Below are 25,081 nucleotides of genomic sequence, written 5' to 3' on the forward strand. Positions count from 1 at the left end.
CGCGTTCTCCTACTTGACCTCGCGCACGTTCGTTCGTCGAGCCGACACGCGGTTCAGTTCGTACTCACGAACAAGTTGGCTACCGAGGAGATCGCGCATTCGGGCTCTGCCCACCTCTGCCTCGTAGACGAGCAACACGACCTGCTCCGCCATCTTCGGCAGCGTCTCGATGACGTTTGCCGTGTGGTTCTCGTCGAGACGGCCAAACGGCGAGTCCATGACGATGGGACCGCGAAGCGGCGCATTTCGCTGGAGCGCCCCCATCAGCGCGAGCGCCACGACGTGCTCTGCGCCCGCCGAGCGCGCCTCCTCAGCGCGACTATCCCGGTGCCGAATCGTGAGACCATAGCCCTCGTTAATCGTGAGCCCCGCGAAGTCCTGCTTCTCCGTCGTCATGGACAGGAAGAGCTCTGACGCCGTGGCCTCCACGCGCCCGCGCAGGTCCGACTTGTAGCGCTCGACCGCAGCCCCGAACACCTCCGAGGCGTCGCGCAGAATCTTCGCCCGAAGCTGCCCCGCTCGAAGATCTGACGTGCCAGCCGCTTCCAGCTTCTTCTTCAAGCGCTGGATGTTCTGGTCCTTCTCGTCGGCTTTCTTCGATTCCTCATCGATCGCCCGCTTCACCACAGAGATCTTCTCGATGACCTCCGCGTACGAGGTCTTCGAGCGTCGAAGGGTCTCAGGCTCTGAATCCGAGAGTGCCGCCGTGAGGTCGGAGATCCGATCACGCAGCGTGACCTGCTCCAGTCGGAGTTCTTCGAGTCGCTTCCACAACTGCCGCACTTCCCCGGCGTTGTCGGCCTCGTTGAACTTGTTGAGATCCGCAAGACGCGACATCGCAGCCGAGACCCCTCCGGGCGGCACCGCCGCCGCCGACTGGGCGGGCAGCGTCGAGCGCAGTTTGTCCGCGAGCCCAGGAGGCACGTCCTGCTCGCACGTACCGCAGTGACCGCTTTCGATCGCCTTCGCCCGAAGCGACAGGATGACGGCGTCGAACTCCTTCTGCGCCTCGGCCTGCGCGGCGGTACGTGCAGCCCTCACCGGATCGCGCAGGAGCGACCGCCACCCATCTCCCATCGCCCTCTGCAGGTCGCCGCGCATCGACTTCTCCTCCTTGCCAGCTTCGTCCAGCCGCGCGTTCGCCTCGTCCCGCTCTTGCAGGATGCTCGCGTACTTCTGCATGGACTGAAGGACCTGCTCGACCTCCAGCTTCTGTGCGTTCAGATCGTTGAGTTCCTGCTGCTTGCGAGCCAGTTCCTTCTGGTGAGCTTCCTTCTGCTCGGTCGCCTGCTGGAGCGCCGTACCCAGTGCCTGCGTCTCCTGGCGCTTGGACGCCTCCTTCGCAGCGGCTTTGTCGGCATCCTCGGAGAGCTGGGTGAGATGGGCCCGCCCACGCTTCAGAATCGGCACACCGAGGATGCGCTCGATGGCCTCAGAGATCCGGTGCCCCGCCTCGCTCTCGTTGATAAGGAGTTCCTCGTACTCCTGAAGCAGCTCGCCATCGAACAGGAAAAAGCGAGAGACCTCCCTGGGAAAGACCTGCTGCAGGGCCTTCTCGCGCTCTTGGGGGCCCAGCGTCGCATTCCCCTTCCGAAGGAGAACTTCAAGCGAATAGTCCTCGTCGCTGGCAGGCACTTTGACGCGAGGAATACACTCGCGAACCAGTTCATACTCCGCACCGTCGTAGTCGAACGTCAGAGCCACGTTGAAGCCGTACTGGCCGTCGCTGGCGAGCTCGCGGTTCGAAATCGTGTGAAGGCGTCGGGGCCGTGACCCTCGACCGACCACGGTCCCAAAGAAGGCGTACCGGATCGCGTTCAAGAGCGAGGTCTTGCCGCGCATGTTCTCACCGTAGATGACCGTCACCCCGGGTCCGTTGGGGAACTCGATCACCTGCTGGTCAGCGAACGGACCGAAGCCCTGCACCTCAAGCCGCTTCAGCCGCAGCATCAGATCGCCCCCATGGCCACGAGCACGGCCTTCAGGGCGGCCTGAATGGCGCGTAGCGCCTCGGCATCGTCCTCGGGGTTCTGCTCTTCGGCCCGAACAACGGCTTCGACGAAGCTCGCATCGAGATCGGCGTGGAGTTCCTTGCGAAGCTGCTCCACGGTGTTGGTGAGATCCTTAAGGTCAGTCGTCCGCATCTTCGATCCCGTTCGTCGAGAGGCTACGCCAGTCGATGTTCATCGCGATGGCAATCTGCTGAAGGTCGGCGGCAGAGGACGGATTGTCGGCGTGTTGGGCGAACTCCACGGCTCGCGCGAGCTCGCCCGCCGTAATCGGGTCCGCCGCTCGCTCTCCGTCCGTAGCTTGCACCTTCGGCGGCAGAACGATGGCGTCGTGAACGTACGCGAGTGCTTTCTTCGGCGCGATCCGAAGCACGCGTCCGCGACGCTGAATGAATTCGCGCGGGTTCTTTGACGAGGCGAGGATGAGGGCGTGGGTGACCGAAGGAACGTCGACGCCTTCGTCCAGGCACTTGATGGCGACGAGAACCCCACCACGTCGGTCGAGCCACCGCAGCGTCTCCGCTCGGTCGCCATCCATCTGCGAGTGAAACGGCATGTTCTGGATGCCGCACGCCGCGAGTGCCTGACACACTGCGTTCAGCTGTCCAAGATCCTCGCAGTAGATGATCCACCTCTGTCCGCGCTGGTGCTCCGAGGCGAGCACGTTAACGGCCAATGGCACCTTGGCAGCCGCGTGCTTCACCACCCGTGCGCGCTTGATATACAGCCTTTGCAGCCTGTCCTCGAGCCCGGCGGTGGAGTCGCCACCAGCCATGCAGCCCCGAAGCTGACCGATCTCCTTCGTCAACGAGCGCCACTCGCCCGCCTCGTCGTCAGCGAGTACGACCGTGTGCGGGCGATAGAAGTAGCGAGTCAGGACCCCGTCCCGAACGGCATCGGCCAAGGTGTAGCGAGGCTCCAGCACGCCACGAAAGAAGGACAGGAGGGCGGCCGTGCCCACCGCATCTCCCGCTCGCTCGGGCGTCGCGCTGAGCCCGAGCCGCGCACCGAAGAGCCGCTCATCGAGAAGTTGGCGGTGATGCGGTGATCCCAGGCGATGAACTTCATCGGCGACGAGCATCAGGTGCTCGCCTCCCGAAAGCCGCTGCCTGAAGTCGTCCGACGCTGCCGTCTGAACCGTGGCAAGCACGAGCCTCGGCGAGGTGCCTGCCGACGTCCACAGCTTGAGGCTCTCTCTCCAACTCGTGTAGCCAGAGCCGGCGCGGAGGATCTTTACGGAGAGGTCCGCAAGCGTCTCCTCAAGTTCCCTGAACCACTGGCCGAACAGCACCTGATCAGGGACGACGACGACCACGACGTCCTGCCGGTCCGCGATGGCTTCACGAATCGCGGTGATGGCGGTGAACGTCTTACCGCTTCCGGTGGCGAAAGCGAGGATGCCTCGTCGCCCGTTCGCGGCCCACGAAGCGAGGCCTGCCGCTTGGTGTGGTCGGAGGGACCTACCGCGCGCATCGACCGGCGCCGCTGCCTCCTGGGGCTTATTGAGTAGTTTGGTGAGGGCCGAGTCCCAATCGGGATCAGCTGCTCGCTCAAGTTCCTCGCGTGCGACCGCAGGAAAGGGGCGCACGCTCAACGTCGGGTACCTGTTGTTCCAAAGGTCGAGAAAGTACGATTCCTCTGTGCGCGCGCGCTCAAGGTCGCGCGCACCGAGCCAGCTCGCCGCGACGTCGATGGACTCGAGATTCCCGTCGGCAGCGAGACCGGTCCATGTCTCGTTCATCGACCCCTTGAAAATGACGATGTTTCGAGACTCATCCCGGAAGATGCCGAGCTTGTCGTGGAAGATGCGGCCGCGGGCAGCACGAGTGTCGCTCTCGCGCATGATCGCGATCTGCAGCTCGATGGTCCCACGCGCGACGAGTGCCGCGAGAATGCGAGCGGGCTCGCGCAGCACATCGTCTCGAAGGATGCTGCGTACCTCTTCCACAAGCCGAGCTGCGAGGATCTCGTCGGCTCTGGCCGAGTAACCCATCTCAAGCGCATCGATGTCTTCGCTTGCGAGGACCTGCGAACAGAGCACCCGGAGCTTGCCGCCACGGTGAACGAAGTCGCGCAGCGCGGGCCACGCAACGATGAACGCGGTGCTTCGGAAGTAGCCTACCGCACGGTCGTACTCTACCGCGCGTTGCATGCACGGCAGGTAGAAGGACTTCGCGATGTCGTCGCGGCCCTTGTGATACGAGGTCTGAAGCGTCAGGTCAGAGAGAATTGCCATTGACTCCCTCCCTGACGCTGCCAGTCCAGGCCACGCGCTCGTCGATGGCCTTCTTGAGGTTCGACGACTGGCAGGCGATCACCATCTCCGGGCTCTTGCTCGGTAGCAGGCGGACTTGCTCAGCCCATCCAAGCGCTGCTGCGGTGTGGACCGTGGTGTCCCGAACCTGAATATTGGTGCCATTGGTGAAGCGTGGATGCAAGCTGGCATCCCATAGGACGAACACGTCGAGGTCGGGCCGATAGGCCACCACGAGCGCGAAGCGATCGTCGGAGTGGTCGAATGAGTCGTACCGCCCAACCGGCTGCCCCGGCAGACGAAGCGAGGCCTTGTATTCGTTCGGACGCACCGTTCCGACACCGCCGATGAGCGAGTACATGTAGATGCGCAGGCGGGGCGGCAGCGGAAGCGCGAGGTCAACGCACAGAGGCTTGCCCGAGAGAGCCGAATGCCAGCGAACTACTGACTCAAGTGGCCGCAGGAAGGCTCGGTGAAGCTCATCGGTGCGTAGCGCGCTCATGGAGCATGTCGATCAGCGTGAGGCAGATGGATGGGATTCTCGGACTGCCAGATGACTTCCTGGGAGCGGCGGTCTCCTCGCGTGGTCTTCACGGCGGCGAGCTTCTTGAACGGGAGCCACCCTGCGCCTTCGTTCTCGCAGACGATCACCTGGCCCGGACGCGACCTGCACCATGCGGCCAGCGCCTTGTAGTCGATCTGGTCCGAACCGAACCGGTAGTGCCGGCCAGCCGCCTCGTACGGCGGGTCGATGAACCAAGTCGCTCCCTCCGGCGGCGTGGGACAGTCGACGTAACTGCAGGGCAGCAACTGCCAGTGCCGGATAGACTCGACCTGAGTGGCGATCGTTTGGCGGACCCTCTCACCCCAGAAGGATCCCGGACGTATACCGTCACGCATCCACTTCGACGGGCTCTTGCGAGGACTCGCGGTGCCCCGGTTGAGCCAGAGCCCAACCAGCCACCGGGCCTCCTGGCAAATGTCGAGATCATCGACGGTACCGTCGGGCTTGAGGTCAGGGATGTCGAGGATCTCCTTCGGCTTCACCTTGAGCAGGTACTTCCACACCCCCGACAACACAGGATCGATCTCGCAGAGGATGACCTTCTTGCTGGCGTAGCGGAGCGAGTAGCCCGCAGAGCCTGCGAACGGCTCGACGATCGTGTCGTGCTTCGGCGCGGGATAGTGTTTGAGGCTGTCGCGCCACTTCCCGCCGTAGTAGCCGAAGAAGGGCCGAAGCTGCGGAAGTGGGGTCTCGGTGATGGCGGGCAGGAGCAGGCTGTGCCCGTTCGCCTTGCCTTTGATCGGCTTACCGTTCGTCTTCGCCCCAACGCCGTGTCCATTGAGACCAGGTCGGGAACTCATGGCTTCTTGACTGCCTCATCTTTAGGCGGCTCGGCAGCGCCACCGGCCTCGACCCAGCTATCAATCTCGGACAGCCGGAACTTCCAAAGGCGGCCGATCTTATGCGCGGGCAGGCCTCGGGACTCGATCCATCTGTAGACGGAGTCCTTCGCGACGCCGAGGTGCTTCGCGACCTCCTCGACCGCGACCCAAGGTTCACTGCTCATGTTCGTCGCTCCACCGGGTGCTGCTGCTCACGCGCGGCGCGCATGGTAGCGGAATCGGCTGGTGCCGACAATAGTCGTTGGAAGTCGAGAAGAGTCGTCTCCACGCCACCCGCTGCTCACCCCACGTCCCAGCGTGGGCCACGGCCCGGAGCGTCCGCTCGGCCATCGGCTCGGCGCCGTCGATGGCTTCGAGTTCGACGACGCGGGCTTGGAGGTCGGGCGCGAGCAGGAGCAGGTCGAGCAACTGGGGCACCTTCGCGCGCGCTCGAACGATTGACCGGCGCCCCGACCCCGTCACAGGCCTTGAGGTAACGACGATGGTGCGCTCCTCGGGCCGCTCCCGCGAGAGCACCACGTCGCATACCCGGTAGCGCTCCCGTTTCATCTCGTCACGTCGATGCAGTCGCCCCGCAGTGGCGCATTCTTTTGAGGCTCCGTCCCTCTCCGTAGTCCAGGCTAGCTAAGGGGGGCACCTCGATGGGCCGCCGGGTGCGCCCGCGCCAATGTACATGCGGGCATCGTCCACCATTTCAGCGGGAGACAGGGCGCTCCTTCTAGGCGTAGTAGCCCGAGCGGGACACGCCCAGCTGCAGGCACATGAAGTCCACTGGGAAATGGGCCTTCTGCGCCTGGAAGCACTCGAACTTCACCTCGAGGCCTCCTTCGCGAAGAAGGCCGCCGCTTTTTTAGGAAGTCGCGCTCCATCTCCAGATGACGCACCTCCTTGCGCAGCCGCACCAACTCCTCCCGCTCGGCCTTGGAGAGCGCACCTGCCGACTCCTTGCTCTTGCCCCCGTCGGCCTCGCGCACCCAGTTGCGCAGGGCCGACTCGGTCAGGTCCAGGTCCTTAGCGACCTGGGGCAGGATCAAGGGGGACCTCCCCCCGAAAGTGGACAAGAACCCGGAGTGGCGCTCCACAGCGGTCTTCACCCGCGAGGAGGTGGAGGCGCTGCTCTCGGATGCTCGCCTTCCGGAGGACCGGTGCATCCTCTACGCACTCCTTTTCCTCACCGGCATGCGCATCGGCGAGGCGGTAGCCCTGAGGTGGAACGCCTGGGACCCCTCGGCCCGGCCGCTGGGACGCCTTTGGGTGTCCAGGGCCTTCCACCGCAATCAGCGGCGGGAGAAGAGCGTGAAGACGGAGCGCCTCCGCGAAGTTCCGGTCCACCCCGTACTCGCCTGCGTCCTCGCGGCGTGGCACCATGAAGGATGGGAGCGCAAGCAGGGGCGAGCACCCACGGCTGCCGACCTCGTCGTGCCCTCCCGGCGTGGAGAGCACCGGCGTGACCCTGTCGTCCACGCGCAGCTCCTGGAGGACCTCGAGTTGCTCGGCCTGCGAGGCCGGCGGGTCCACGACACCCGTCGCACCTTCATCAGCCTGGCACTGGCGGACGGGGCGGACCGGGACAAGCTCGCCTGGGTCACGCACGGGCCGAAGGGCGACATCGTGGGCCTCTACACGACGCTCCCCTGGGAGTCCCTCTGCACGGAAGTGGCGAAGCTGAAGGCGGAGCTCCGGCCTCCGTCGACGCCGCCGGCCGGAGGCGCGCCGCCCTCGGACGAGGCCCCGTAGCTACAGTCGAGCTACAGTCCGGAGCGGAAAAGAAAAAAGCCCCCGAGTCACTTGGACTCGGAGGCTCATTTCGGAGTGCCCAGGGCGGGATTCGAACCCGCACACCTTTCGGCGCCACCCCCTCAAGATGGTGTGTCTACCAGTTCCACCACCTGGGCATTTCCGGCGCGGTCTCGACTCAGTGAGTCGCCCCGGAAACAACGCGGCCTCTAGTACCACGAACCGCGCTGTCTGCAACAACGATTTTTAACCACCCCCGCCACCCGCTTTCTTCCGCTGGGTGGCCGCCCGCCTACTGCCCGGGCGCGGGAGCCGGAGCCTCACGCGGCTGCTCCACGCTGCCCGGAGCGGCCGGAGCCTGCTGCGCGGGAGCGGCAGGCGCACCCGAACCCGGCGCCGGAGGAGCCGCCTCCTGCGGATTGGCCGCGGGAATCTGGCCGGCCGGAGGAGCCTCAGCGCCCGGCTGGGCCGCGGGCGCGGGAGCCGGCTGCGTCGCCGCCGGCTTGTTGGCCAGCGAGCCCGCCACCGACGTGCGCATGCCCACGAAGGACAGGCCCAGCGACGTCAGGAAGAACATGGCCGCGCAGACGCCCGTGACCTTCGTGAGGAAGGTCGTCGCACCGCGCCCACCGAAGGCGCTCGTCGCCGCGCCGCCACCCAGGGCCGAACCCATGCCGGCGTCCTTCCCGGGCTGCAACAGGATGACGAAGATCATGAACACGCACAGGAGGACGTGCACAGCCGTCACGAACATCAACATGCTTTAAGCTCTTCTTTCCGGTCCTGGATGAAAGGCCGCGCAGCCTAACCGAACGGGCCGGGCGGTGACAATCTTCCTGCGATCACACCCCGCCCTTCGCGATCGCCGCGAAGTCGCCCGCCTTGAGGCTCGCCCCACCCACCAGCGCTCCGTCCACGTCCGGCTGGCCCAGCAGTTCCGCGGCGTTGTCCGGCTTCACGCTGCCGCCGTACTGGATGCGCACCCGCTCCGCCGTCCCCCGGTCGTACAGCCGCCCGAGCTGCTCGCGGATGGCCCGGTGGACCTCCTGGGCCTGGGCGCTGGTGGCCGTCCGGCCCGTCCCAATCGCCCACACCGGCTCGTAGGCCAGGACGAAGGCCGCCACCTCGGCCGCCTGGAAGCCCTTCAACGCTCCCGCCACCTGCCGCTCCACCACCTCCAGGGTGCGGTTGGCCTCGCGCTCGGCCAGCGTCTCGCCCACGCAGACGATGGGCGTCATCCCCGCCCCCACCACCGCCCGCGTGCGCTTGTTCACCGTCTCGTCCGTCTCGCCGAAGTACTGCCGGCGCTCGGAGTGGCCCACGATGACGTAGGCGCACCCCACGTCCTTGAGCATCGGCGCGGACACCTCGCCGGTGTACGCTCCGCTGGCCTCCCAGTGGCAGTTCTGGGCGGCCAGCTTCACGGCAGAGCCCTCGAGCTCCTTCGCCACCGCCTGCAGCGCGAGGAACGGCGGCGCCACGGCCAGCTCCACCTTCTCCCCCGGCAGGGAGGCCACCAGCCCCTTCAGCTCCCGCACCAGCGCGAGCCCCTCGGGGATGGTCTTGTTCATCTTCCAGTTGCCGGCGATGAGCTTGCGTCGCGCCTGTGCCGCCATGAGGACTGCCTCCCGGGGTGTTGGGTACGGCCGACTACTTCGTCTCCAGCGCCTTCACGCCCGGCAGGTCGCGGCCCTCGAGGAACTCCAGCGAGGCGCCACCGCCGGTGGACACGTGGCTGAGCTTGGGCGCCAGCCCCATCTGGGTCACGGCCGCGGCGCTGTCGCCGCCGCCGACAATCGTGATGGCGTCCTTGTTGATGGCCATGGACTCGGCCACCGTGCGCGTGCCCGCGGCGTACTTCTCGATCTCGAACATGCCCATGGGGCCGTTCCAGATCACCGTCTTCGCGCTCTTGATGTGCTCGGAGTACATGGCGCGCGTCTTCGGGCCGATGTCCAGGCCCATCAGGTCGGCGGGGATGGCGCGGTCGGCCACCTCGCGCACGGGGCCCTTGTCGGTGGGCTCGGTGCTGCAGACGTGGTCCACGGGCAGCACCAGCGAGGTCTTCAGCCGCTGCGCCGCCTCGAGCATGCGCGTGGCCAGCGACAGCTTGTCCTCCTCCACGCGGCTCTTGCCCACTTCAATGCCCTGCGCCTTGAGGAAGGTGTAGGCCATGGCGCCGCCGATGAGCAGCGCGTCCACCTTGGGCAGCAGGCTCTCGATGACCTTGATCTTGTCGCTCACCTTGGAGCCGCCCAGGATGGCCACGAAGGGCTTGGCGGGGTTCTTCAGCGCGCCGCCGAGGTACTCCAGCTCCTTGCGCATCAGGAGGCCGGCGCCCTTCTCCTTGACGTGGGGCACCATGCCCGCGGTGGAGGCATGGGCGCGGTGCGCGGTGCCGAAGGCGTCGTTGATGTAGACGTCGGCGAAGGAGGCGAGCTCGCGCGCGAAGGCGTCGTCGTTGGCCTCCTCCTCCTTGTGGAAGCGCAGGTTCTCGAGCATGAGCACCTGGCCGTCCTTGAGGTCCTTCACCAGCTTGCGCACGCCGTCACCCACGCAGTCGTCGGCGAGGATGACCTCGTGCTTGGCGCCGAGCAGCTCGCTGAGGCGGCTGGCGGCCGGCTCCAGCGAGAGCTTGGGATCCGGGCCCTTGGGGCGCCCGAGGTGGGAGGCCAGAATCACCTTGCCGCCCAGCTCCAGGGCGCGCCGGATGGTCGGCAGCGCCTCGCGGATGCGGGTGTCGTCGGTGATGCGCTTGCCTTCCAGGGGAACGTTGAAGTCCACCCGGATGAAGACGCGCTTGCCGGTGAGCTGCATGTCGTCGATGTAGCGGATCATCTCGGTCCTCCCACTCGGAACGCCCGTTGAACTGGCTGACTACAGACCCTTGGAGGCGAGGAACTTCGCCGTGTCCACCATGCGGTTGGAGAAGCCCCACTCGTTGTCGTACCAGGCCATCACCTTGAGCAGGTTGTCGCCCATGACCATGGTGTTGGTGGAGTCGAAGATGGAGGAGTGCGGGTTGCCGTTGTAGTCGACGGAGACGGTCAGCTCCTCGCTGTACTGGAGGACGCCCTTGAGCGGGCCCTCGGCGGCGGCCTTGAAGGCGGCGTTGACGGCGTCCACGGTGACGCTCTTGCTGGTCACCACGGTCAGGTCCACCAGGGACACGTTCGGGGTGGGCACGCGCACCGCCTGGCCGTTCATCTTGCCCTTGAGCGCCGGGAGCACCTCTCCGATGGCCTTCGCGGCGCCGGTGGAGGCGGGAATCATCGACAGCGCGGCGGCGCGGGCGCGGCGCAGATCCTTGTGCGTGAGATCCAGGATGCGCTGGTCGTTGGTGTAGCTGTGGATGGTGGTCATCACGCCCTTCTCGATGCCGAAGCTCTCCAGCAGCACCTTGCCCAGCGGCGCCAGGCAGTTGGTGGTGCACGAGGCGTTGGAGAGGATGTGGTGCTTCTTCGGATCGTACTGGTCGTGGTTGATGCCGTAGGCGACGGTGAGGTCCGGGCCCTTGGCCGGCGCGGAGATGATGACCTTCTTGGCGCCCGCGTTCATGTGCTTGGCGGCGTCATCGCGCTCGGTGAAGCGGCCGGTGCACTCGAGCACGATGTCGGCGCCCAGGGACTTCCAGGGCAGCGCGCTCGGGTCCTTCTGGGCGGTGACGGCGATCTCCTTGCCGTCGATGATGATGCTCTTCTCCGTGGCCTTCACGGTGCCCTGCCAGGTGCCGTGCACGGAGTCGTACTTGAAGAGGTGGGCCAGGGCGGCCGGCTCGTCCAGGTCGTTGATGGCGACGAAGTCGAGGTTCTCCTTGCGGCTCAGCGCGGCGCGCAGCACGCAGCGGCCAATGCGACCGAACCCGTTGATGGCAATCTTGGTGGCCATGTCTCAGTCTCCTTAGAGAAAGTGGAAAGACGAGGTTGGAAAGCTCACAGGCACACGACGGGCCGCACTCCCTCCCGCCGTGGGAAAGGGCGGCCGACCGTAGGCATGTGACGCACGCGAGTCAACGCTCTGTGAAGCGAGAACGACGACGGGTGCGCCGTAGCTGAACAGTCGACATGAGCAACAGCCACGCAACGGACGCGGATCCGCCGCTTGCCCGGCAGCCACAGCCCGTCTCCGCGTTTTCGTAGGACTCGGGAATGCGGTCCACCGAGCAGGGGGCCAGGCTCGACGGACGCTGGGCGACGGCATCCGGGGGCAGGACCTCTTCCCCGGCGGGGGGCGCGGGGGGCGAGGCAAGCACTCCCGCCCGGGCGAGGAAGGTCCCCATCAGCCAGGCGCGGCGCTCGGAAGTGACGAGGCCCTCGAAGGGCACGCTCAGGAAGAGCACCTGTCCCCCCGGTGCCGAGGCCACGCCCGCGACCGAGCCCGTCCCGGCATAGCCCAGCACGGGAGAGCCCCCCGGCAGCGGAAGGAGCACGTCCGGCGTCCCCACCGGGAAGGAGCCCCGCAGCCCGTCATCGAGCATCGAGCTGGAGAGCCCCGGGAGCCATCCGTCCGAGAGCCCATTCACCAGCAGGGACGGCGAGCCGCAAGCCGGCAGGGCATGGAGGATGTCTGTCAGGAAGGCCCGCTCCGCCTCGCCCCCCACCGCGAGCGCCGAGGCCACATGGCTGCCTGAGAGCAGCAGGTTCCCGCCGCCCATGACGAAGGTGCTCATCAGCGTCTGCTCGGCGGCGTTGGGACCGGGCCCCTCTCCCCCACCCCGCCCGATGAACCAGTCCAGCACCCGGTAGTCCCCGGGGGTGAGAAGGCCCGCGAGGAGCGCCTCGCGGGTCGCTCCGTCGAAAGCCACCGCGTGCTGCGCCACCGCGTCACCATGACGCCGCAGGGCCGTGCCGTCATTCATGGCCTCCAGGAGCTCGCGCAGCGGGGCACCCAGCGCGTACGCCGAGAGGTCCTCGGCGCGCGCCAGCTCCGCGTCTAGACGGCGGAAGCCGTTGACCACGAGCACCTCCGGTCCCCTGCCCGGCTCCGGGACGCGCACGCCCACCACGTCCGAGGGGAAGGACTCGCCACCCTCGTTGAGGGAGGCCACGCGGAAGTAGCGCGTTGTGCCCGCCGGCAGGGTGACGGAGAAGGTGGTGGAGGCCACCTCGGAGCCCCCATCCCAGGCGAGACCGTCCGCGCTCTCGTAGACGCGGTAGCGGGTGGCCACGTGCCCTCCCAGGTCCAGCGCATCCACGGGCGGCACGGTCCACGCCACCTCCACCCGGCCTCCACCCGCGTTGCGCGCCACCAACGCGGCGGGAGGCTCGGGCGGCAGGTGCACCGGCTGACCGTCCCTCGCAGCGAAGTACTTGATGAGGCCCTGGAGCATGGCGCGCGCGGCCACCCGGCGGAACTCCGGCTGCTTCAGGTGCGCGGCGTCCGCGGGATGGTCGTGGTAGGCCACCTCCACGAGCACCGCGGGCGTCTCCGGATTGTGGGCCGGGTTCACCTCGCCCAGGTTGGCCGAGCGCAACGAGCGGACCCTCCAGTTGGGGTCGATGGCGTTGCGGATGTCCTGCCGCAGCTCGTCCAGCAGCGCCCGGGCGAGCACGTCGCTGCCCGGCACTCCCGTGAAGTTCAACGTGCCGTCCACCGGATTGGGCCCGTAGACGTAGGCCTCGGTGCCGCGGAACCTGTCATCGGGCGTCGAGAGCCCGGAGGCGTTGGTGTGCCAGGCGACGTAGACGGCGTCCTCTCCGTCCTCGTGCAGCCAGGCGGCGAAGCGCGGGCGCGAGGTGACGTCGTCGTTGCGCTCGTTGGAGAGCGCGTTGACACCCGAGGGTGCGAACACCGGGGGCGGCGCGCCGCTGAACTGGGTGTGGTAGCGCGCGCACTCCTCGAAGCGGGGACGCGGCAGGGGCGCGAGCGTCCCATCTCCGATGGTGCCCGTGCCCCCGCCAATGCGCACCGCGTCCAGCGACACGGTGCCCGACTCCGCCGAGTCGTTGAGCGCCACCACGGCCGCCGTCCCGGGGTGCAGTCCCGCCCGGAAGTAGAAGCGGCCCAGCAGCACCCACGTCCCACCGTGGCGGCGCTGGTTCACCCGGAAGTGGCTCTCGCCGCCCGCGTGCCGCACCACGTAGTGCGCGTCCGAGACGCGGCCCGGGTCCGCTCCATACGAGACGTACACGTGATAGGCGCCATCGGCCGGAATCGAGGGAGCCCAGGTGGCCTGCGCCGTGGCCGTGGGCGCGGCCGTCATCAGCCGGTGGTCCCCGAGCAGGAAGGGCTGCACCGCGTTCCCCATCGGCACCGGCGGTGGGCCCCAGCCGGGCGTCGCGGAGGAGAAGAGCTCCACGGCCCCTTCCTCCGAATAGCCCGTCCCCGCATTGTCGAGGATGACCATGCGCGGGTTGAGATCCGCCTCGCGCACGGGAATCACCGTGGCCCCCGCCCCCATCAGCATCGGCAGCAGGTATTGGTTGAGCGTCTCGATGGAGACCAGGTCCTCGACGACGTCGTTCGTGTTGCCGCGCTGGGTGGCCCACCGGCCCAGGGGCGAGCTGCGGTAGAAGCCGTGCCCCGGGCTCAGGTAGATCGTCTTTCCCGACAGCGCGCCGGTGCGGATGCGCGTCTGCGGCACGCCCGCGAGGGCCGAGACGGAGCCCTGGGGGTCCTCGCGGCGCACCAGGGGCGGCTCGGAGGGCAGCCAGCGGGTCTCGTGGGACCTCGGGCCGGGGAGCGGCACATAGACGGCACCCGGCGGCTCCAGGCCGCAGTCTTGGGAGAAGGAACCATCCTCCTCCTGGGCCTGGCCCGTGCTCGGCAGGCAGAGCAGCGAGAACAGCACCCAGGCGGTGGCACGTACGTGAGCAGGAAGGGCCATGAGGGGGCGGACGTTAGGCCCCGGCGCGAGGACACGGCAATCAAACCGTGGGTGCCTGCCTGCTCTCCCGCTAACCTGCTTTCGCGATGAGCTCTCCAGCCCTATCACCCCAGCTTCCACCTTCTCCCGAGAAGCAGCCGCCACCGCATCCCCCTCGGGGCGGCACCGGCATGCTCGCCTCCTTCCTCCATGCGTGGAACGGGCTCATCCACACCGTCGTCCACCAGCGCAACATGCGCGTCCACCTCGTCTCCGCGCTCCTCGTGGGCCTGGTGGGCAGCGGCATCGAGCTGGGGCTCGCGGAGAAGGTGACGCTCATCTTCTGCGTCCTCCTCATCTTCTTCGCGGAGATCCTCAACAGCGCGCTCGAGCACCTGGTGGACCTCGCCACCCGCCACTTCGACGAGAAGGCCCGCCTCACCAAGGACGCGGCCGCCGCGGGCGTGCTGGTGCTCGCCACCGGCACCGTCGTCATCTTCGCCGCCATCCTCGTGCACAACTGGCAGACGGTGCTCGACAGCGGGCCGCAAATCGCCCGGCAGGTGGTCCTCGGCCTGCCCCTGGCCCTGTGCGTCCTGGTGCTGGTGCTCCCGCGGCCGCGCTCCGTCTGGATAGATCGGCTGGCCGTCGTGGCGGGCGCCCTCCTGCTCGCCGCGCTCGCCCCGCGCACCGCCAGCTCCGTCTTCACCGCCATGAACGCCGGGCTGCTCGTTGTCGCCGGGGCCGCCGCCCGCCAGCGCCGCCTCGAGCGCGAGCGCCGCCGGTAACAGGGGCTCGCCGCCAGAGTGCGGACATAAAAAAACCGGCGCCGGGCCGGTTTCTCTCTCGCCACCTGGGGGGGCGCTCAAGCCCCGGGACCTGCCCGGAGCCCGGCTACCCGCCAGGGACAGCGCCAGTCTAGCGGGTCAGGCTTCCTTGCGGAACTCCGGCCTCGGCTCGGGCGTCGGCTGGGCAACGTTCTCGCCCTTGATGTCCTCCGTCACCAGGTCCAGCAGTTCCGTGGCGATGCCGATGATCTGCATGGGGGTGTAGCCGCTCGCGCGCAGCTGGTTGAAGAAGGTACGGGCGAGAATCCGGGTGCCCTGCTTGTCAGTGCTCAAAGACGTGTCCTCCGAGAGGCGGTGGGACCGCGTAATCACAGGCGGTTCCATCTTCAACCCGCGTGCCAGCAGTCACCTTCCTGACGAATTCTCCATGCACATCGGGCGGTTGAGAGAATCCAGGGGCTGGCCGGATTGTCCTGGGATGCGTAGGGGCCTTCGCACCCCGTCCACCGTCCAGGGGGAGGGCATGCGAGGGGTGCATCGTCAAGTTCGCACCCGCTCGCCCCTCGGGTGTTCAATAGCTTGCATTTGGGGGCCAGGGTGACGCACATACGCGCCCCCTTTCCCCGGCTTCAGGAGAAGAGCAGCGCATGGCGTATCGGGTGAACAACATCGGGCTGTGGTTGGACGAGCCGGAAGAGCTGCTCGGCCAGCGGGCGGCCGAGAAGCTCGGAGTGACTCGCGCGGACCTGGCGTCCGTGCGCGTCGTGCGCGCGGTGCTGGATGCTCGCAAGAAGGGCAGCCCCCGCTACATCTATACGTTGGAGGTGGAACTGGCTCCGGGCCGCGCCCCCAAGCGGCTGCCACCGGACGTCGGGGAGACGCCGCCGCCGCCCGAGGCTCCGCAGCGCGTGAAGGAGCCGGAGCGCATGCCGCTCATCATCGGCACCGGGCCCGCGGGCCTCTTCGCCGCCCTGGGCCTGCTGGAACGCGGCGTTCGCACCATCCTCATCGAGCGCGGCCGCGAGGTCGTGGCCCGGCGGAAAGATGTGGCGAAGCTGATGCGGGATGGCTCGTTGGATCCCGAGAGCAACATGAACTTCGGGGAGGGTGGGGCCGGCGCTTATACCGACGGCAAGCTGTCCACGCGCATCAACCACCCCATGGTGCGCAAGGTGATTGAAACCTTTGCCCGCTGCGGCGCGCCGGACCACATCCTCATCGAGGGCAAGCCGCACATCGGCTCGGACCTGCTGCCGGGCGCGGTGGCCAAGCTGCGCGATGACCTCATCGCCGGGGGCTGCCAGGTGCACTTCGAGACCAAGGTGGAGGACGTGCTCTACCGCGACGGCCGGGTGGCGGGCGTTCGGCTGACGGACGGGCGCACGCTGGAGAGCGACCGGGTGGTGCTCGCCCCGGGCAACTCGGCGCGCGAGCTGTACGAGCGCTTCGCCGCCGACGGGCGCGTGGTCATCGAGCCCAAGCCCTTCGCGCTCGGCTTCCGGGCCGAGCACCCGCAGGGGCTCATCAACTCCATCCAGTACGGGAGCGCGGCGAAGAACCCGCGGCTGCCTCCGGCCGACTACAAGCTGGCGGAGAACCTGGAGGTGGACGGGGAGGTGCGCGGCATCTACTCGTTCTGCATGTGCCCCGGCGGCATCGTGGTGCCCACGCCCACCCAGGACGGGCTGCAGTGCACCAACGGCATGAGCAACTCGCGCCGCAACGCGAAGTACGCCAACGCGGGCATCGTCGTCACCGTGTCCGTGCAGGACTTCGAGCGCGAGGGCTTCAACGGCCCGCTCGCCGGCCTGGAGTTCCAGCGCCACTGGGAGTCCAAGGCGTACGAGCTGGGCGGGGGGAAGTTCTTCGCCCCCGCGCAAACCATCCCCGACTACCTCGCCGGGCGCGTGAAGAAGGACCCGGGTGGCACCAGCTACCGGCCGGGGCTCGCGCACACGGACCTCAACAAGCTCTTCCCGGAGCGCCTCACGGTGTCGCTGAAGCAGGCGCTCAAGGCGTTCGACCGGAAGATGCGCGGCTTCATCAGCGACGACGGCAAGCTCATCGGCATCGAGAGCCGCACCAGCTCGCCGGTGCGGATTACCCGCGGCGATGACATGCAGTCCGTGTCCATGCGCGGGCTCTACCCCGCGGGCGAGGGCTGCGGTTACGCTGGTGGCATCGTCTCGTCGGCCATTGATGGACTCCGGGTGGCTGAGCAGATTGCGAGCGAGCTCGCCTGAGCCGCGGGAGGGAGCCATGGGCTATCGCGTACGCACACCGGATGGAGAGCTGGCCTACCCCACGCTGAGGGATGTGGAGGTGGCGTACACCCAGGGGCTGGTGGACCCATCCGATGAAGTGCTCGAGGATGGACACACCACCTGGCGCAAGGCGTCGAGCATCCCGGCGCTCGCCCGCGCCCGCTCCGAGACGAAGAGCGCCTCGGGACGCGCCGAGATGGCGGGGGGCCTCGTCGCGGTGGTGCTGGGCCTCTGGGCGCTGCGGCGCATCATGAGCGACTCGTGGGTGCACCGCGGACAGGGCATCGTCATCGCCCTGGCGATGAGCGCAGTGCTCACCTGGCTGACCGTCAAGGCCGCCCGACGGCGCACCCCACCGCGGGACTGAGCCCGTCCACTCGAGGGTCCCTCGCCCTCCATCTCCCCTCTCCCTCCGGGAGAGGGACGGGGTGAGGGTTTCGGGTGTAACCAGGTTGCCCGCTCGCACTGTCCTCTATTCAGGGACTCCGTTCTGACGCACGGGTCAGGAGCACGGGGACAGGAACCCTCACCCTGACCCTCTCCCGGAGGGAGAGGGGAAATTGGCTCCCTCGCTCCCCTGCTCCACGAGCGGGCACTCCCGCCCTCCCCGCACCGGGTCCCCGCCCGCCGCATGTTTCCCCCCATCGAGGGCACATGGCGCGCGGCCGGCACGGCGCCCGCGCAGAGGGGAGGACGGCCTTGTTCAACACCTATCTGTCTCGCGAGGCGGCACGACGGCTGAAACACGGCGCCCCCTGGGTCCGCCGCGAGGACATCGTCTCCATGGAAGGCACCCCCTCCGCCGGCGAGGCCGTGCAGCTCCGGGACGAGGACGGGCACGTGCTGGGGCTCGCCGACGTGGACCTGGAGGCCTCCTATGCCGTGCGCCGGCTGGGCCTGCCCGAAGAGTCCGCCGAGGGCCTCATCCCCCGCCACGTCCGCCACGCCTTCGAGCGCCGCGCCCGCATGGTGGATGACCCGCGCTTCTGCCGCTCCATCAACGACGACGGCGACGCCCTGCCCGGCCTCATCGTGGACCGCTACGACACGCACCTCGTCGTCCAGACGCTCACGCGCGCCATGGACGCCCGGCTGGAGGAGATCACCCGCGCCCTCGTGGAGGTGTGCGGCGCCGAGTCCGTGCTGCTGCGCAACGACACCGCCCGGCGCCGCCAGCTCGGCCTGCCCGTGCAGCGGCCCCACGCCCTCTACGGCAACCCGCCCCGCTGGAGCCGCGTGCTGGAGCTCGGCGCCCGCTTCACCGTGGACCTCACCTACGGCCCGGGCGTGGGCTACCCCTACGATCAGCGCGAGCTGCGCCGCTTCCTCTCCCGCCTCTCCCAGGGTGCCCGGGTGCTCGACCCGAGCTGCCACGTGGGCGGCCTCTTCGTCCACGCCGGCCGCCACGGCGCCCGCTCCATCCTCGCCTTCGACAGCGACGCGGACACGGCGGACCTCGCCCGCGAGAACGGCGAGGCCAACGGGCTGCTGGGGCGCCTCCGGGTGGAGCGCGGCGAGGCCCTCTCCGTGCTGCACAGCATCCACGACACCTTCGACCTGGTGCTCCTGGACACCCCGGAGGCCTCCTCCCCGGAGACCTTCCTCGAGCAGGTGCGCCTGGGCCTGCGCGTCACCCGCCACGGCGGCACCCTGCTCGTCGTCGGCTACCACCCGCCCCTGCCCACCGGCGGCTTCGACGACCTGATCGCCAAGGCCTGCGAGCAGGAGGGGCGCATGGGCTTCCGCTTCGCCCGGCTCGGCCTGCCCCCGGACCACCCCACCCTCGTGGGCTTCCCCGGCACGGACTACCTGTCGGGCATCGCCATCGAAGCCAGCTGACGCCTACTTCTTCGCGGCGGTGGCGTACTTGCGCACCGCCCGGAGCACGTCCGGCACCGACGTCTTGTTCGCCTTGTCGGCGATCCACTTCGGCAGCGAGCCGCCCGGATCCGTGTAGAGGTAGTAGGTGACGAACGTCTTCTTCCCCTCCTCCCGAGGCTCCAGCAGCCAGTAGCCGGTGTTGAGCTTCACCCGCACGATGCCCTCGCGCTCGGGCGGCGCCCCCTCGGTGGCCGCCGTCCAGGCCGTCTTGAGGAAGCCCTTGCCTTCCTTCCAGTCCGACTCGTCCCGGATGCGGATGATGAAGTCGCGCTTGTCCACCAGCGGGGCGTTCACCAGGCAATAGAACAGGATGACCTTCCCGTCCTGCTCCGAGGCCAGTACGCGGCTCTCCTCGGTGTAGGGCATGGTCTTCGTGTAGTTCGTGTAGTCACGGATGACCCGCCACACGTCATGGGCAGGGGCGTCCACGAGGGTGGTGGCCTTCACCTCGGAGACGGCCCCCCCCTCGGGAGTCCGGGCCAGCACGGAGATGCCGTCATCACGGGCCACCTGCTGCCAGGCCGGTTCACCAGCGCCAGTCAACAACACCAGCAGGGAGAGAGCGGGAAGTAGGGACATGAATCCATCCTAACCGCCTGGGTGGTGGTAGTGTCGCCGCCCGCGTATGACGACCGATAACCCGTCCGACAATTCCCCCACTTCCTCTCCCACCGACACTTCCGTGGAGCAGGTGCGCAAGGTGTATGCGAAGGACCTGCGCGAGAAGGACTCCGTCAACACCGTCTTCCGCGTCACGAAGAAGGACCGCGTCACCGCGCGCAGCGGCAAGGTGTTCCTCTCCGTGGTGCTCGTCGACAAGAGCGGAGAGATCGACGCCCGCGTCTTCGACAAGGTCGAGGAGCTCGAGCCCACCTTCTCCACCGGCGACTACGTGCTCGTGCGTGGCAGCGTCATCGGCTTCCACGGCAAGTCCCAGGTGGTCATCGAGGCCCTCGAGAAGCTGGACCCCGAGCCGTTGGATCCCAAGGAGTTCGAGCCCCCCGCCCGCGAGGAGCAGCCCGCCCCCAAGGCCGCCGCCCCCGCCCGCGAGGAGCAGCCCGCCCCCAAGGCCGCCGCCCGGGAAGAGCGCCGGGAGGAGCAAGCCGCGCCGAAGCCCGGTGGCGAGGGCCACGGTGGCGCCCGCGCCGTGGGGCAGATTCGCGAGATCATCACCGAGCGCGTGAACGATCCGAACGTGAAGGCGCTGCTCCTGGCCTTCATGGATGACGCGCAGATCGCCGCGGGCCTGCCGCACGCGCCGGCCGCCAAGGGCGTCCACCACGCCTACCGGGGCGGGCTGGCCGACCACCTGCTGTCCGTGATGCGCCTCACCCTCCGGGTGGCGGACCACTACCCCATGGCGGACAGGGATCTGCTGCTCGCCGGCGCCTTCCTCCACGACGTGATGAAGGTCGCGGAGATCTCCCCGGACAAGGGCTTCGAGTACACCGACGAGGGCAAGCTGGTGGGCCACCTCGTCATGACGGCGCAGAAGATCCGCGAGAAGTCGCTGGCCATCCCGAACTTCCCGCCGCTGCTCGAGCAGCACCTCACCCACCTCGTGCTCGCGCACCACGGGCGGCTGGAGTACGGCTCGCCCAAGCTGCCGATGACCATCGAGGCCCACATCGTCCACGCGCTCGACTCGCTGGACTCGCGCATCGCCTCGTGGGTGGAGGCCATGCAGCGCGATCCCAACGAGAAGTGGACGGAGAACCTCAAGCTCTACGACCGCCAGATCTGGAAGGGCCCGGTGCCCACGTCCCGGGGCCGGGCGCCGGTGGAGGGTGGCGGCCGCAGGAAGGGCAAGGAGGGCAAGAAGCCCAAGGACCGTCCGGAGCGGGCCGCGAGCGCCCCCACGGGCGAGGGCCAGCAGGCTCCGCGCGCCGAGCGTGCCGAGAGGCCTGAGCGTCCCGAGCGGCAGGAGAAGCGCGAGCCCCGGCCGCCGCGCGAGCCGCGGGAGGGACGGGAGCAGCGGGAGGCTCGGGAGCCGCGCGAGGCGCGTGAGCCTCGGGAGCCCAAGCCGCCGCGCGATCCGGTGAACGTGCCCAAGGAGCTGACGTTCAAGCCGTTCAGCGTGCTGACGGCGCCGAAGACGGAGCCCGCCGACAAGTCCGGCGGAGGGGGCTCGGACACGGAAGGCTGACATGGCGAAGAAACTGGGCGAGCGCCTCGTCGAGGCGGGGCTCGTCACCTCGGATTCCATCCAGAAGGCGCTGGAGCACCAGAAGATCACCGGCCACCGGCTAGGGGACTGCCTGGTGGAGATCGGCCTGCTCCAGGAGGCGGCACTGCTGCGCTTCCTGGCGGCCGAGTTCCAGACGCGCTTCGTCTCCGCGGAGAAGCTGGCCAAGGCCCGCATTCCCACGGAGGTGCTGGACAAGGTGCCGGTGCGGCTGGCGGAGGCGCAGAACGTGCTTCCGCTGGCGATCGACCCGGAGCGCCAACTGCTGTCGGTGGTGGCGGCCGAGCCGCAGAACAAGAAGCTGCTGGACGAGATCGCCCTGGTGACGGGCATGGCGGAGGTCTACGCGTACGTGGGCCTGCGCAGCACCATCGCCGCCGCCATCCGCAAGCACTACTACGGAGACACGACGGCGTTCGCCTCGCTGGAGGTGGTGACCGCGCAGACGCGAGCGGACGTGTCCACCATGGCCAGCGCCTACGAGAGCACCTCGGGGCAGGCGCCGAGGATGAGCCTCCAGCTGCGCCTCGAGACGGACACCCGGCTGCGGCCGCAGCGCCCGGGCACGCAGGGGCGGAGCAAGACGTCCAGCGGCGAACCCTTCCCGGGCTCGCGCGGGACGGTGAGCGACAAGGACTACATCGAGACGCTGAGCATCCTGGTGACGATGCAGGAGCGGGACCGCAAGCACCACCGGGGGCACTCGGCGCAGCTGTCGCGCCAGGCCACGGTGGTGGCGCGGCGCCTGGGAATGCCGCCCAAGGACGTGGCGGCGGTGGCCATCGCGGGCTACCTGCACGACCTGGGCAAGCCGGCCGAGCGTCACTTCTGCCTGGCGAGCAACGCGGTGAACCCGGAGTGGATGGCGGACGCCAAGCGCTACTGCCGGGTGCCCACGAAGCTCTTCGAGTCGGTGAACCTGCCGGTGCAGGTGAACACCATGCTCGCGCAGCTCTACGAGGCCTATGACGGCTCGGGGACGCCGCAGGGGGCCAAGGGCGATGACATCACCCTGGGCGCGCGCATCCTCGCGGCGGTGGACAGCTACCTGGAGCTGACGAAGAACCCGGCCAACGCTCTTGGGAAACTGCTGACCAAGGAGCAGGCGCTGGAGCACCTGCGGGAGAACTCGGGCAAGCTGTACGACCCGCTGGTGGCGGACATCGTCATGCAGGTGCAGACGGGCGAGTTGCTGCGCCAGCGCATCGTCAACGACGGGCGGCAGATCCTCGTGGTGGAGCCGGAAGAAGGCACGCGGACGGACCTGCTGGAGTCCACCCAGAAGCAGGGGCTGGTGGTGCACGCCCTGTCGTCCCTGGACGGGGCGTACGACGCGCTGGGGTACCAGGACTGCGACGTGCTGGTGGTGGGGCTGAAGTTCGGGCTGGACGAGGTGCTGGGGCTGCTGCAGGCGACCCGCTCCTCACCGGAGCACGCGGGCCTGCCGGTGGTGGTGCTCGGGGACCCGGACTCGGGCACGCGCGAGCGGCTGATGATGGGCGGAGCCACGGCGGTGCTGCCTCCCACGCAGCCGGAAGAGGCGGCGAAGACGATCCGCACGCTCTACGACGATCGCATCCAGCACAACGGCCCGGCCCGGGTGGTGCGCGGCAGCCTGGACGAGCTGCCCGCGGCGCAACTGCTCAAGCTGCTGGCAGCGGGCAAGAAGTCGGGGCGGCTGTACCTGAAGCAGAACGCGCACGAGGGCTACCTGCACCTGGAGCAGGGAAAGCTCGTCTACGCCACGGTGGCGACGCAGAACGGCGAGCAGGCCATGCAGACGCTGCTGGGCTTCCAGCAGGCGGACTTCCGCTACGACCCGGACTCGCTGCTCCTGGACACGCCGCAGATGGACAAGGACCTGGAGGTGCTCGCGCAACAGGTCGCGATGCGCCGGCCGACCATGTCCATGCCTACTGTGTGAGGACGCCCCCTCTCCCTCTGGGAGAGGGCTGGGGTGAGGGTCTTCCCCTCCGCCACGTCACACCGTGAAACCGAACAGCGCCGCCGCGTTGGCCGTGGTCACCTCGGCCACCCGATCGAGCGTCACGCCCTTCAACTCCGCAACCTTCTTCGCCGTCTCGACCACGAACGAGGGCTCGTTCTTCTTCCCTCGGTAGGGGATGGGCGCCAGGTACGGGCTGTCCGTCTCCACCATCAGCCTGTCCAACGGAGCGAAGCGCACGGCGTCCTGGAGCGCCTCGGTCTTCTTGTAGGTGACGACGCCCGACAGCGACAGCATGAACCCCAGGTCCAGGTAGCGCCGGGCGGCCTCGGTGTCCCCAGTGAAGCAGTGGATGACGCCCTTGCTGAGGCCCTCCTCCTTCAGGATGGCCTCGCACTCGGGATGCGCATCCCCGCCCTGCGTCGACTCGCGCACGTGCACCACGAGCGGCTTGCCCAGGCGCTTCGCCAGCACGCACTGCCTGCGGAACACCTGCCGCTGCACGTCCCGGGCGGAGTGCTCGTAGTAGTAGTCGAGCCCGGCCTCGCCCACGGCGTGGATCTCCGGACGGGCACAGGTGCGCTCCAGGTGCTCCAGGTCCGCCTCGGTAGCCCGGGCCGCCTCGTGCGGATGGATGCCGAGCGTGGCCGTGAGGAACTCCGGATGGGCGGCGGCGACCTCCAGCGCGATGCCCCAATCACCGGGGCCCTGGAACTGGCCGACGATGACGGCATGCACCAGCCCGGCGGCCCGCGCGCGCTCCAGCGCGGCGTTCACGTACGCGGAGTCGGCACGATCGAAGTGGCAGTGGGAATCAACGAGCCTCATGGCATCTCCTGGATGAGCTCGGAGAGCTCGGCACGGGCTTCCTGCGACAACGAGGGCAGCACCGCGCGGACGCGGTCACGGCCCTCGGGAACGCCGAGCAGCCACAGGCCCTCGGCGGCATCGAGCCGGTAGTCCTCGTGGACCCCGGGCTCATCGAGCAGGGCGAGCAGCCACGGCAGGGCCTTCGGGTCCGCCAGGCGGCCCAGTCCCCGCGCCGCCGCGCCCCGGCAATCGTCCTTCGGCTCGGTGATGATGGCGTGCAACCGCTCGAGCGCGCCCGGAGCCTTCACCTCGCCACACAGCTCCACGGCGAGGGCCCGGTCCTGGGCCCAGCTCCACCGCCGCCGCTGCGTCCGCTTGAGGAGCCACGCGGACCCCTCGGCGTCGCCCAGCTTCGCGAGCACCCCGGCCGCCTGCGTCCTATCGAAGGCCGGCAGCATCCACCGGTGGAACAGACGCTGCACGGCCGGCAGTGCGCGCGCATCCCCCAGCTCCGCGAGCGCCCCAAGCGCACGGAAGCGGAGCAGATCCTCCTCGAGCGCCTCCACGAGGACTTCCAGCCCCGCGGGGTGCTTGAGGGAGGCCATGCCCCGGGCGGCCTCGAAACGCACCTCGAAGACGGGATCCTCGAGGGCCCGGGCCAGCAGCCCGCGGCAGTCGGGCTGGGCGAGATCCGCGAGGCGCCCCGCGGCCTCCAGACGCACGAGGCTCTCCTCATCGGCGAGCTGCGTGGCGAGGAAGCCGGGAAGCTCCTCGGAGGGGAGCACGGCGGTGGCCATGCCCACGCCCATGCGGCGCACGGCCACCTGCTTGTCGGCGAGCAGCCGCTGGAGCGCCGCGGTGAGCTCGGACGCGCGCGAGGCATCCTCCGCCGCGAGGTGGAAGAGCAGCTCCGCCGCCTCCATGCGCAAACCGGGGTGCTTCTCGCGCTCGAGGGCGAGAAGCGCCCGGTCCCGTTCGGCCCGCCAGTCCGTCACG

At 68.5% G+C, this 25,081-nt stretch carries 23 protein-coding genes, 1 tRNA gene and 1 pseudogene; 7 read left to right on the forward strand and 18 right to left on the reverse strand.

Going from position 1 to position 25,081, the window contains the following annotated elements:
- Positions 1-9: 9 nt before the first annotated feature.
- From NR798_RS30830 to NR798_RS30865, 8 genes and pseudogenes are all read right to left on the reverse strand, one after another.
- Positions 10-1,950, reverse strand: a complete 1,941-nt coding sequence (locus NR798_RS30830) for an AAA family ATPase (protein ID WP_375766097.1) — start codon at positions 1,948-1,950, stop codon at positions 10-12.
- A complete protein-coding gene (locus tag NR798_RS30835) occupies positions 1,950-2,144 on the reverse strand; it encodes a hypothetical protein (RefSeq protein ID WP_375766098.1) in 195 nt (64 codons plus the stop codon). The genes NR798_RS30830 and NR798_RS30835 overlap by 1 nt, the downstream gene beginning before the upstream one ends.
- Entirely contained in the window at positions 2,131-4,245 is a 2,115-nt protein-coding gene (locus NR798_RS30840) for a DEAD/DEAH box helicase family protein (protein ID WP_375766099.1), read from the reverse strand. The genes NR798_RS30835 and NR798_RS30840 overlap by 14 nt, the downstream gene beginning before the upstream one ends.
- Positions 4,229-4,765: a hypothetical protein gene (locus tag NR798_RS30845; RefSeq protein ID WP_375766100.1), complete on the reverse strand. Its 537-nt coding sequence runs from the start codon at positions 4,763-4,765 to the stop codon at positions 4,229-4,231. Before NR798_RS30845 ends, NR798_RS30840 begins: the two co-directional genes overlap by 17 nt.
- Positions 4,762-5,628, reverse strand: a complete 867-nt coding sequence (locus NR798_RS30850) for a hypothetical protein (protein ID WP_375766101.1) — start codon at positions 5,626-5,628, stop codon at positions 4,762-4,764. The genes NR798_RS30845 and NR798_RS30850 overlap by 4 nt, the downstream gene beginning before the upstream one ends.
- Positions 5,625-5,834 (reverse strand): helix-turn-helix domain-containing protein, encoded by a 210-nt coding sequence (locus NR798_RS30855; protein ID WP_375766102.1) that lies wholly within the window; start codon positions 5,832-5,834, stop codon positions 5,625-5,627. Before NR798_RS30855 ends, NR798_RS30850 begins: the two co-directional genes overlap by 4 nt.
- Positions 5,824-6,078: a hypothetical protein gene (locus NR798_RS30860; protein ID WP_375766103.1), complete on the reverse strand. Its 255-nt coding sequence runs from the start codon at positions 6,076-6,078 to the stop codon at positions 5,824-5,826. Before NR798_RS30860 ends, NR798_RS30855 begins: the two co-directional genes overlap by 11 nt.
- 313 nt (positions 6,079-6,391) lie before the next feature.
- Positions 6,392-6,698 (reverse strand): annotated as a pseudogene (locus tag NR798_RS30865) (transposase); the annotation flags it as partial.
- A 25-nt stretch (positions 6,699-6,723) separates the two neighbouring features.
- On the opposite strand from NR798_RS30865, the gene NR798_RS30870 reads away from it, so the two are divergent.
- Positions 6,724-7,407 (forward strand): tyrosine-type recombinase/integrase, encoded by a 684-nt coding sequence (locus NR798_RS30870; protein WP_375766104.1) that lies wholly within the window; start codon positions 6,724-6,726, stop codon positions 7,405-7,407.
- A 76-nt stretch (positions 7,408-7,483) separates the two neighbouring features.
- On the opposite strand, the gene NR798_RS30875 is transcribed toward NR798_RS30870, so the two are convergent.
- The 6 genes from NR798_RS30875 to NR798_RS30900 form a co-directional block, all read right to left on the reverse strand.
- Positions 7,484-7,565, reverse strand: a tRNA-Leu gene (locus NR798_RS30875).
- A 134-nt stretch (positions 7,566-7,699) separates the two neighbouring features.
- The gene (gene secG / locus NR798_RS30880) at positions 7,700-8,167 is read right to left on the reverse strand and encodes a preprotein translocase subunit SecG (RefSeq protein ID WP_375766105.1); all 468 of its coding nucleotides are present in this window, start codon (positions 8,165-8,167) and stop codon (positions 7,700-7,702) included.
- Between the two features lie 82 nt (positions 8,168-8,249).
- The gene (gene tpiA / locus NR798_RS30885) at positions 8,250-9,023 is read right to left on the reverse strand and encodes a triose-phosphate isomerase (protein ID WP_375766106.1); all 774 of its coding nucleotides are present in this window, start codon (positions 9,021-9,023) and stop codon (positions 8,250-8,252) included.
- 34 nt (positions 9,024-9,057) lie between these two features.
- Positions 9,058-10,245, reverse strand: a complete 1,188-nt coding sequence (locus tag NR798_RS30890; RefSeq protein WP_375766107.1) for a phosphoglycerate kinase — start codon at positions 10,243-10,245, stop codon at positions 9,058-9,060.
- Positions 10,246-10,284: 39 nt separating this feature from the next.
- Positions 10,285-11,295: a type I glyceraldehyde-3-phosphate dehydrogenase gene (gene gap, locus NR798_RS30895; RefSeq protein WP_375766108.1), complete on the reverse strand. Its 1,011-nt coding sequence runs from the start codon at positions 11,293-11,295 to the stop codon at positions 10,285-10,287.
- A gap of 121 nt (positions 11,296-11,416) precedes the next feature.
- Positions 11,417-14,233, reverse strand: coding sequence for an N-acetylmuramoyl-L-alanine amidase (locus NR798_RS30900; RefSeq protein WP_375766109.1), 2,817 nt, complete (start codon positions 14,231-14,233; stop codon positions 11,417-11,419).
- A gap of 86 nt (positions 14,234-14,319) precedes the next feature.
- Between NR798_RS30900 and NR798_RS30905 the strand changes: the two genes are divergently transcribed.
- Entirely contained in the window at positions 14,320-15,000 is a 681-nt protein-coding gene (locus NR798_RS30905) for a diacylglycerol kinase family protein (protein ID WP_375766110.1), read from the forward strand.
- 138 nt (positions 15,001-15,138) lie between these two features.
- On the opposite strand, the gene NR798_RS30910 is transcribed toward NR798_RS30905, so the two are convergent.
- The gene (locus tag NR798_RS30910) at positions 15,139-15,333 is read right to left on the reverse strand and encodes a hypothetical protein (protein ID WP_375766111.1); all 195 of its coding nucleotides are present in this window, start codon (positions 15,331-15,333) and stop codon (positions 15,139-15,141) included.
- A 314-nt stretch (positions 15,334-15,647) separates the two neighbouring features.
- Here NR798_RS30910 and NR798_RS30915 point away from each other — a divergent pair, with 314 nt between their 5' ends.
- From NR798_RS30915 to NR798_RS30925, 3 genes are all read left to right on the forward strand, one after another.
- Positions 15,648-17,243 (forward strand): NAD(P)/FAD-dependent oxidoreductase, encoded by a 1,596-nt coding sequence (locus NR798_RS30915; protein ID WP_375766112.1) that lies wholly within the window; start codon positions 15,648-15,650, stop codon positions 17,241-17,243.
- Positions 17,244-17,259: 16 nt separating this feature from the next.
- A complete protein-coding gene (locus NR798_RS30920; RefSeq protein WP_375766113.1) occupies positions 17,260-17,631 on the forward strand; it encodes a hypothetical protein in 372 nt (123 codons plus the stop codon).
- A gap of 332 nt (positions 17,632-17,963) precedes the next feature.
- On the forward strand, positions 17,964-19,103 hold the full coding sequence (locus NR798_RS30925; protein ID WP_375766114.1) for a class I SAM-dependent rRNA methyltransferase: 1,140 nt from the start codon (positions 17,964-17,966) through the stop codon (positions 19,101-19,103).
- 3 nt (positions 19,104-19,106) lie between these two features.
- Here NR798_RS30925 and NR798_RS30930 read toward each other — a convergent pair whose 3' ends face one another.
- The gene (locus NR798_RS30930; protein ID WP_375766115.1) at positions 19,107-19,724 is read right to left on the reverse strand and encodes an START domain-containing protein; all 618 of its coding nucleotides are present in this window, start codon (positions 19,722-19,724) and stop codon (positions 19,107-19,109) included.
- Positions 19,725-19,770: 46 nt separating this feature from the next.
- Between NR798_RS30930 and NR798_RS30935 the strand changes: the two genes are divergently transcribed.
- Together NR798_RS30935 and NR798_RS30940 are read left to right on the forward strand one after the other, a co-directional pair.
- Positions 19,771-21,291: a 3'-5' exoribonuclease YhaM family protein gene (locus NR798_RS30935; protein WP_375766116.1), complete on the forward strand. Its 1,521-nt coding sequence runs from the start codon at positions 19,771-19,773 to the stop codon at positions 21,289-21,291.
- A 1-nt stretch (position 21,292) separates the two neighbouring features.
- The gene (locus tag NR798_RS30940; RefSeq protein WP_375766117.1) at positions 21,293-23,254 is read left to right on the forward strand and encodes an HD domain-containing phosphohydrolase; all 1,962 of its coding nucleotides are present in this window, start codon (positions 21,293-21,295) and stop codon (positions 23,252-23,254) included.
- A gap of 57 nt (positions 23,255-23,311) precedes the next feature.
- Here NR798_RS30940 and NR798_RS30945 read toward each other — a convergent pair whose 3' ends face one another.
- Positions 23,312-24,103: a TatD family hydrolase gene (locus tag NR798_RS30945; protein WP_375766118.1), complete on the reverse strand. Its 792-nt coding sequence runs from the start codon at positions 24,101-24,103 to the stop codon at positions 23,312-23,314.
- A complete protein-coding gene (locus NR798_RS30950) occupies positions 24,100-25,080 on the reverse strand; it encodes a HEAT repeat domain-containing protein (RefSeq protein WP_375766119.1) in 981 nt (326 codons plus the stop codon). The genes NR798_RS30945 and NR798_RS30950 overlap by 4 nt, the downstream gene beginning before the upstream one ends.
- Between the last annotated feature and the right edge of the window lies 1 nt (position 25,081).

It is taken from the genome of Archangium gephyra (assembly GCF_042230915.1).
Lineage (GTDB): Bacteria > Myxococcota > Myxococcia > Myxococcales > Myxococcaceae > Archangium > Archangium gephyra_B.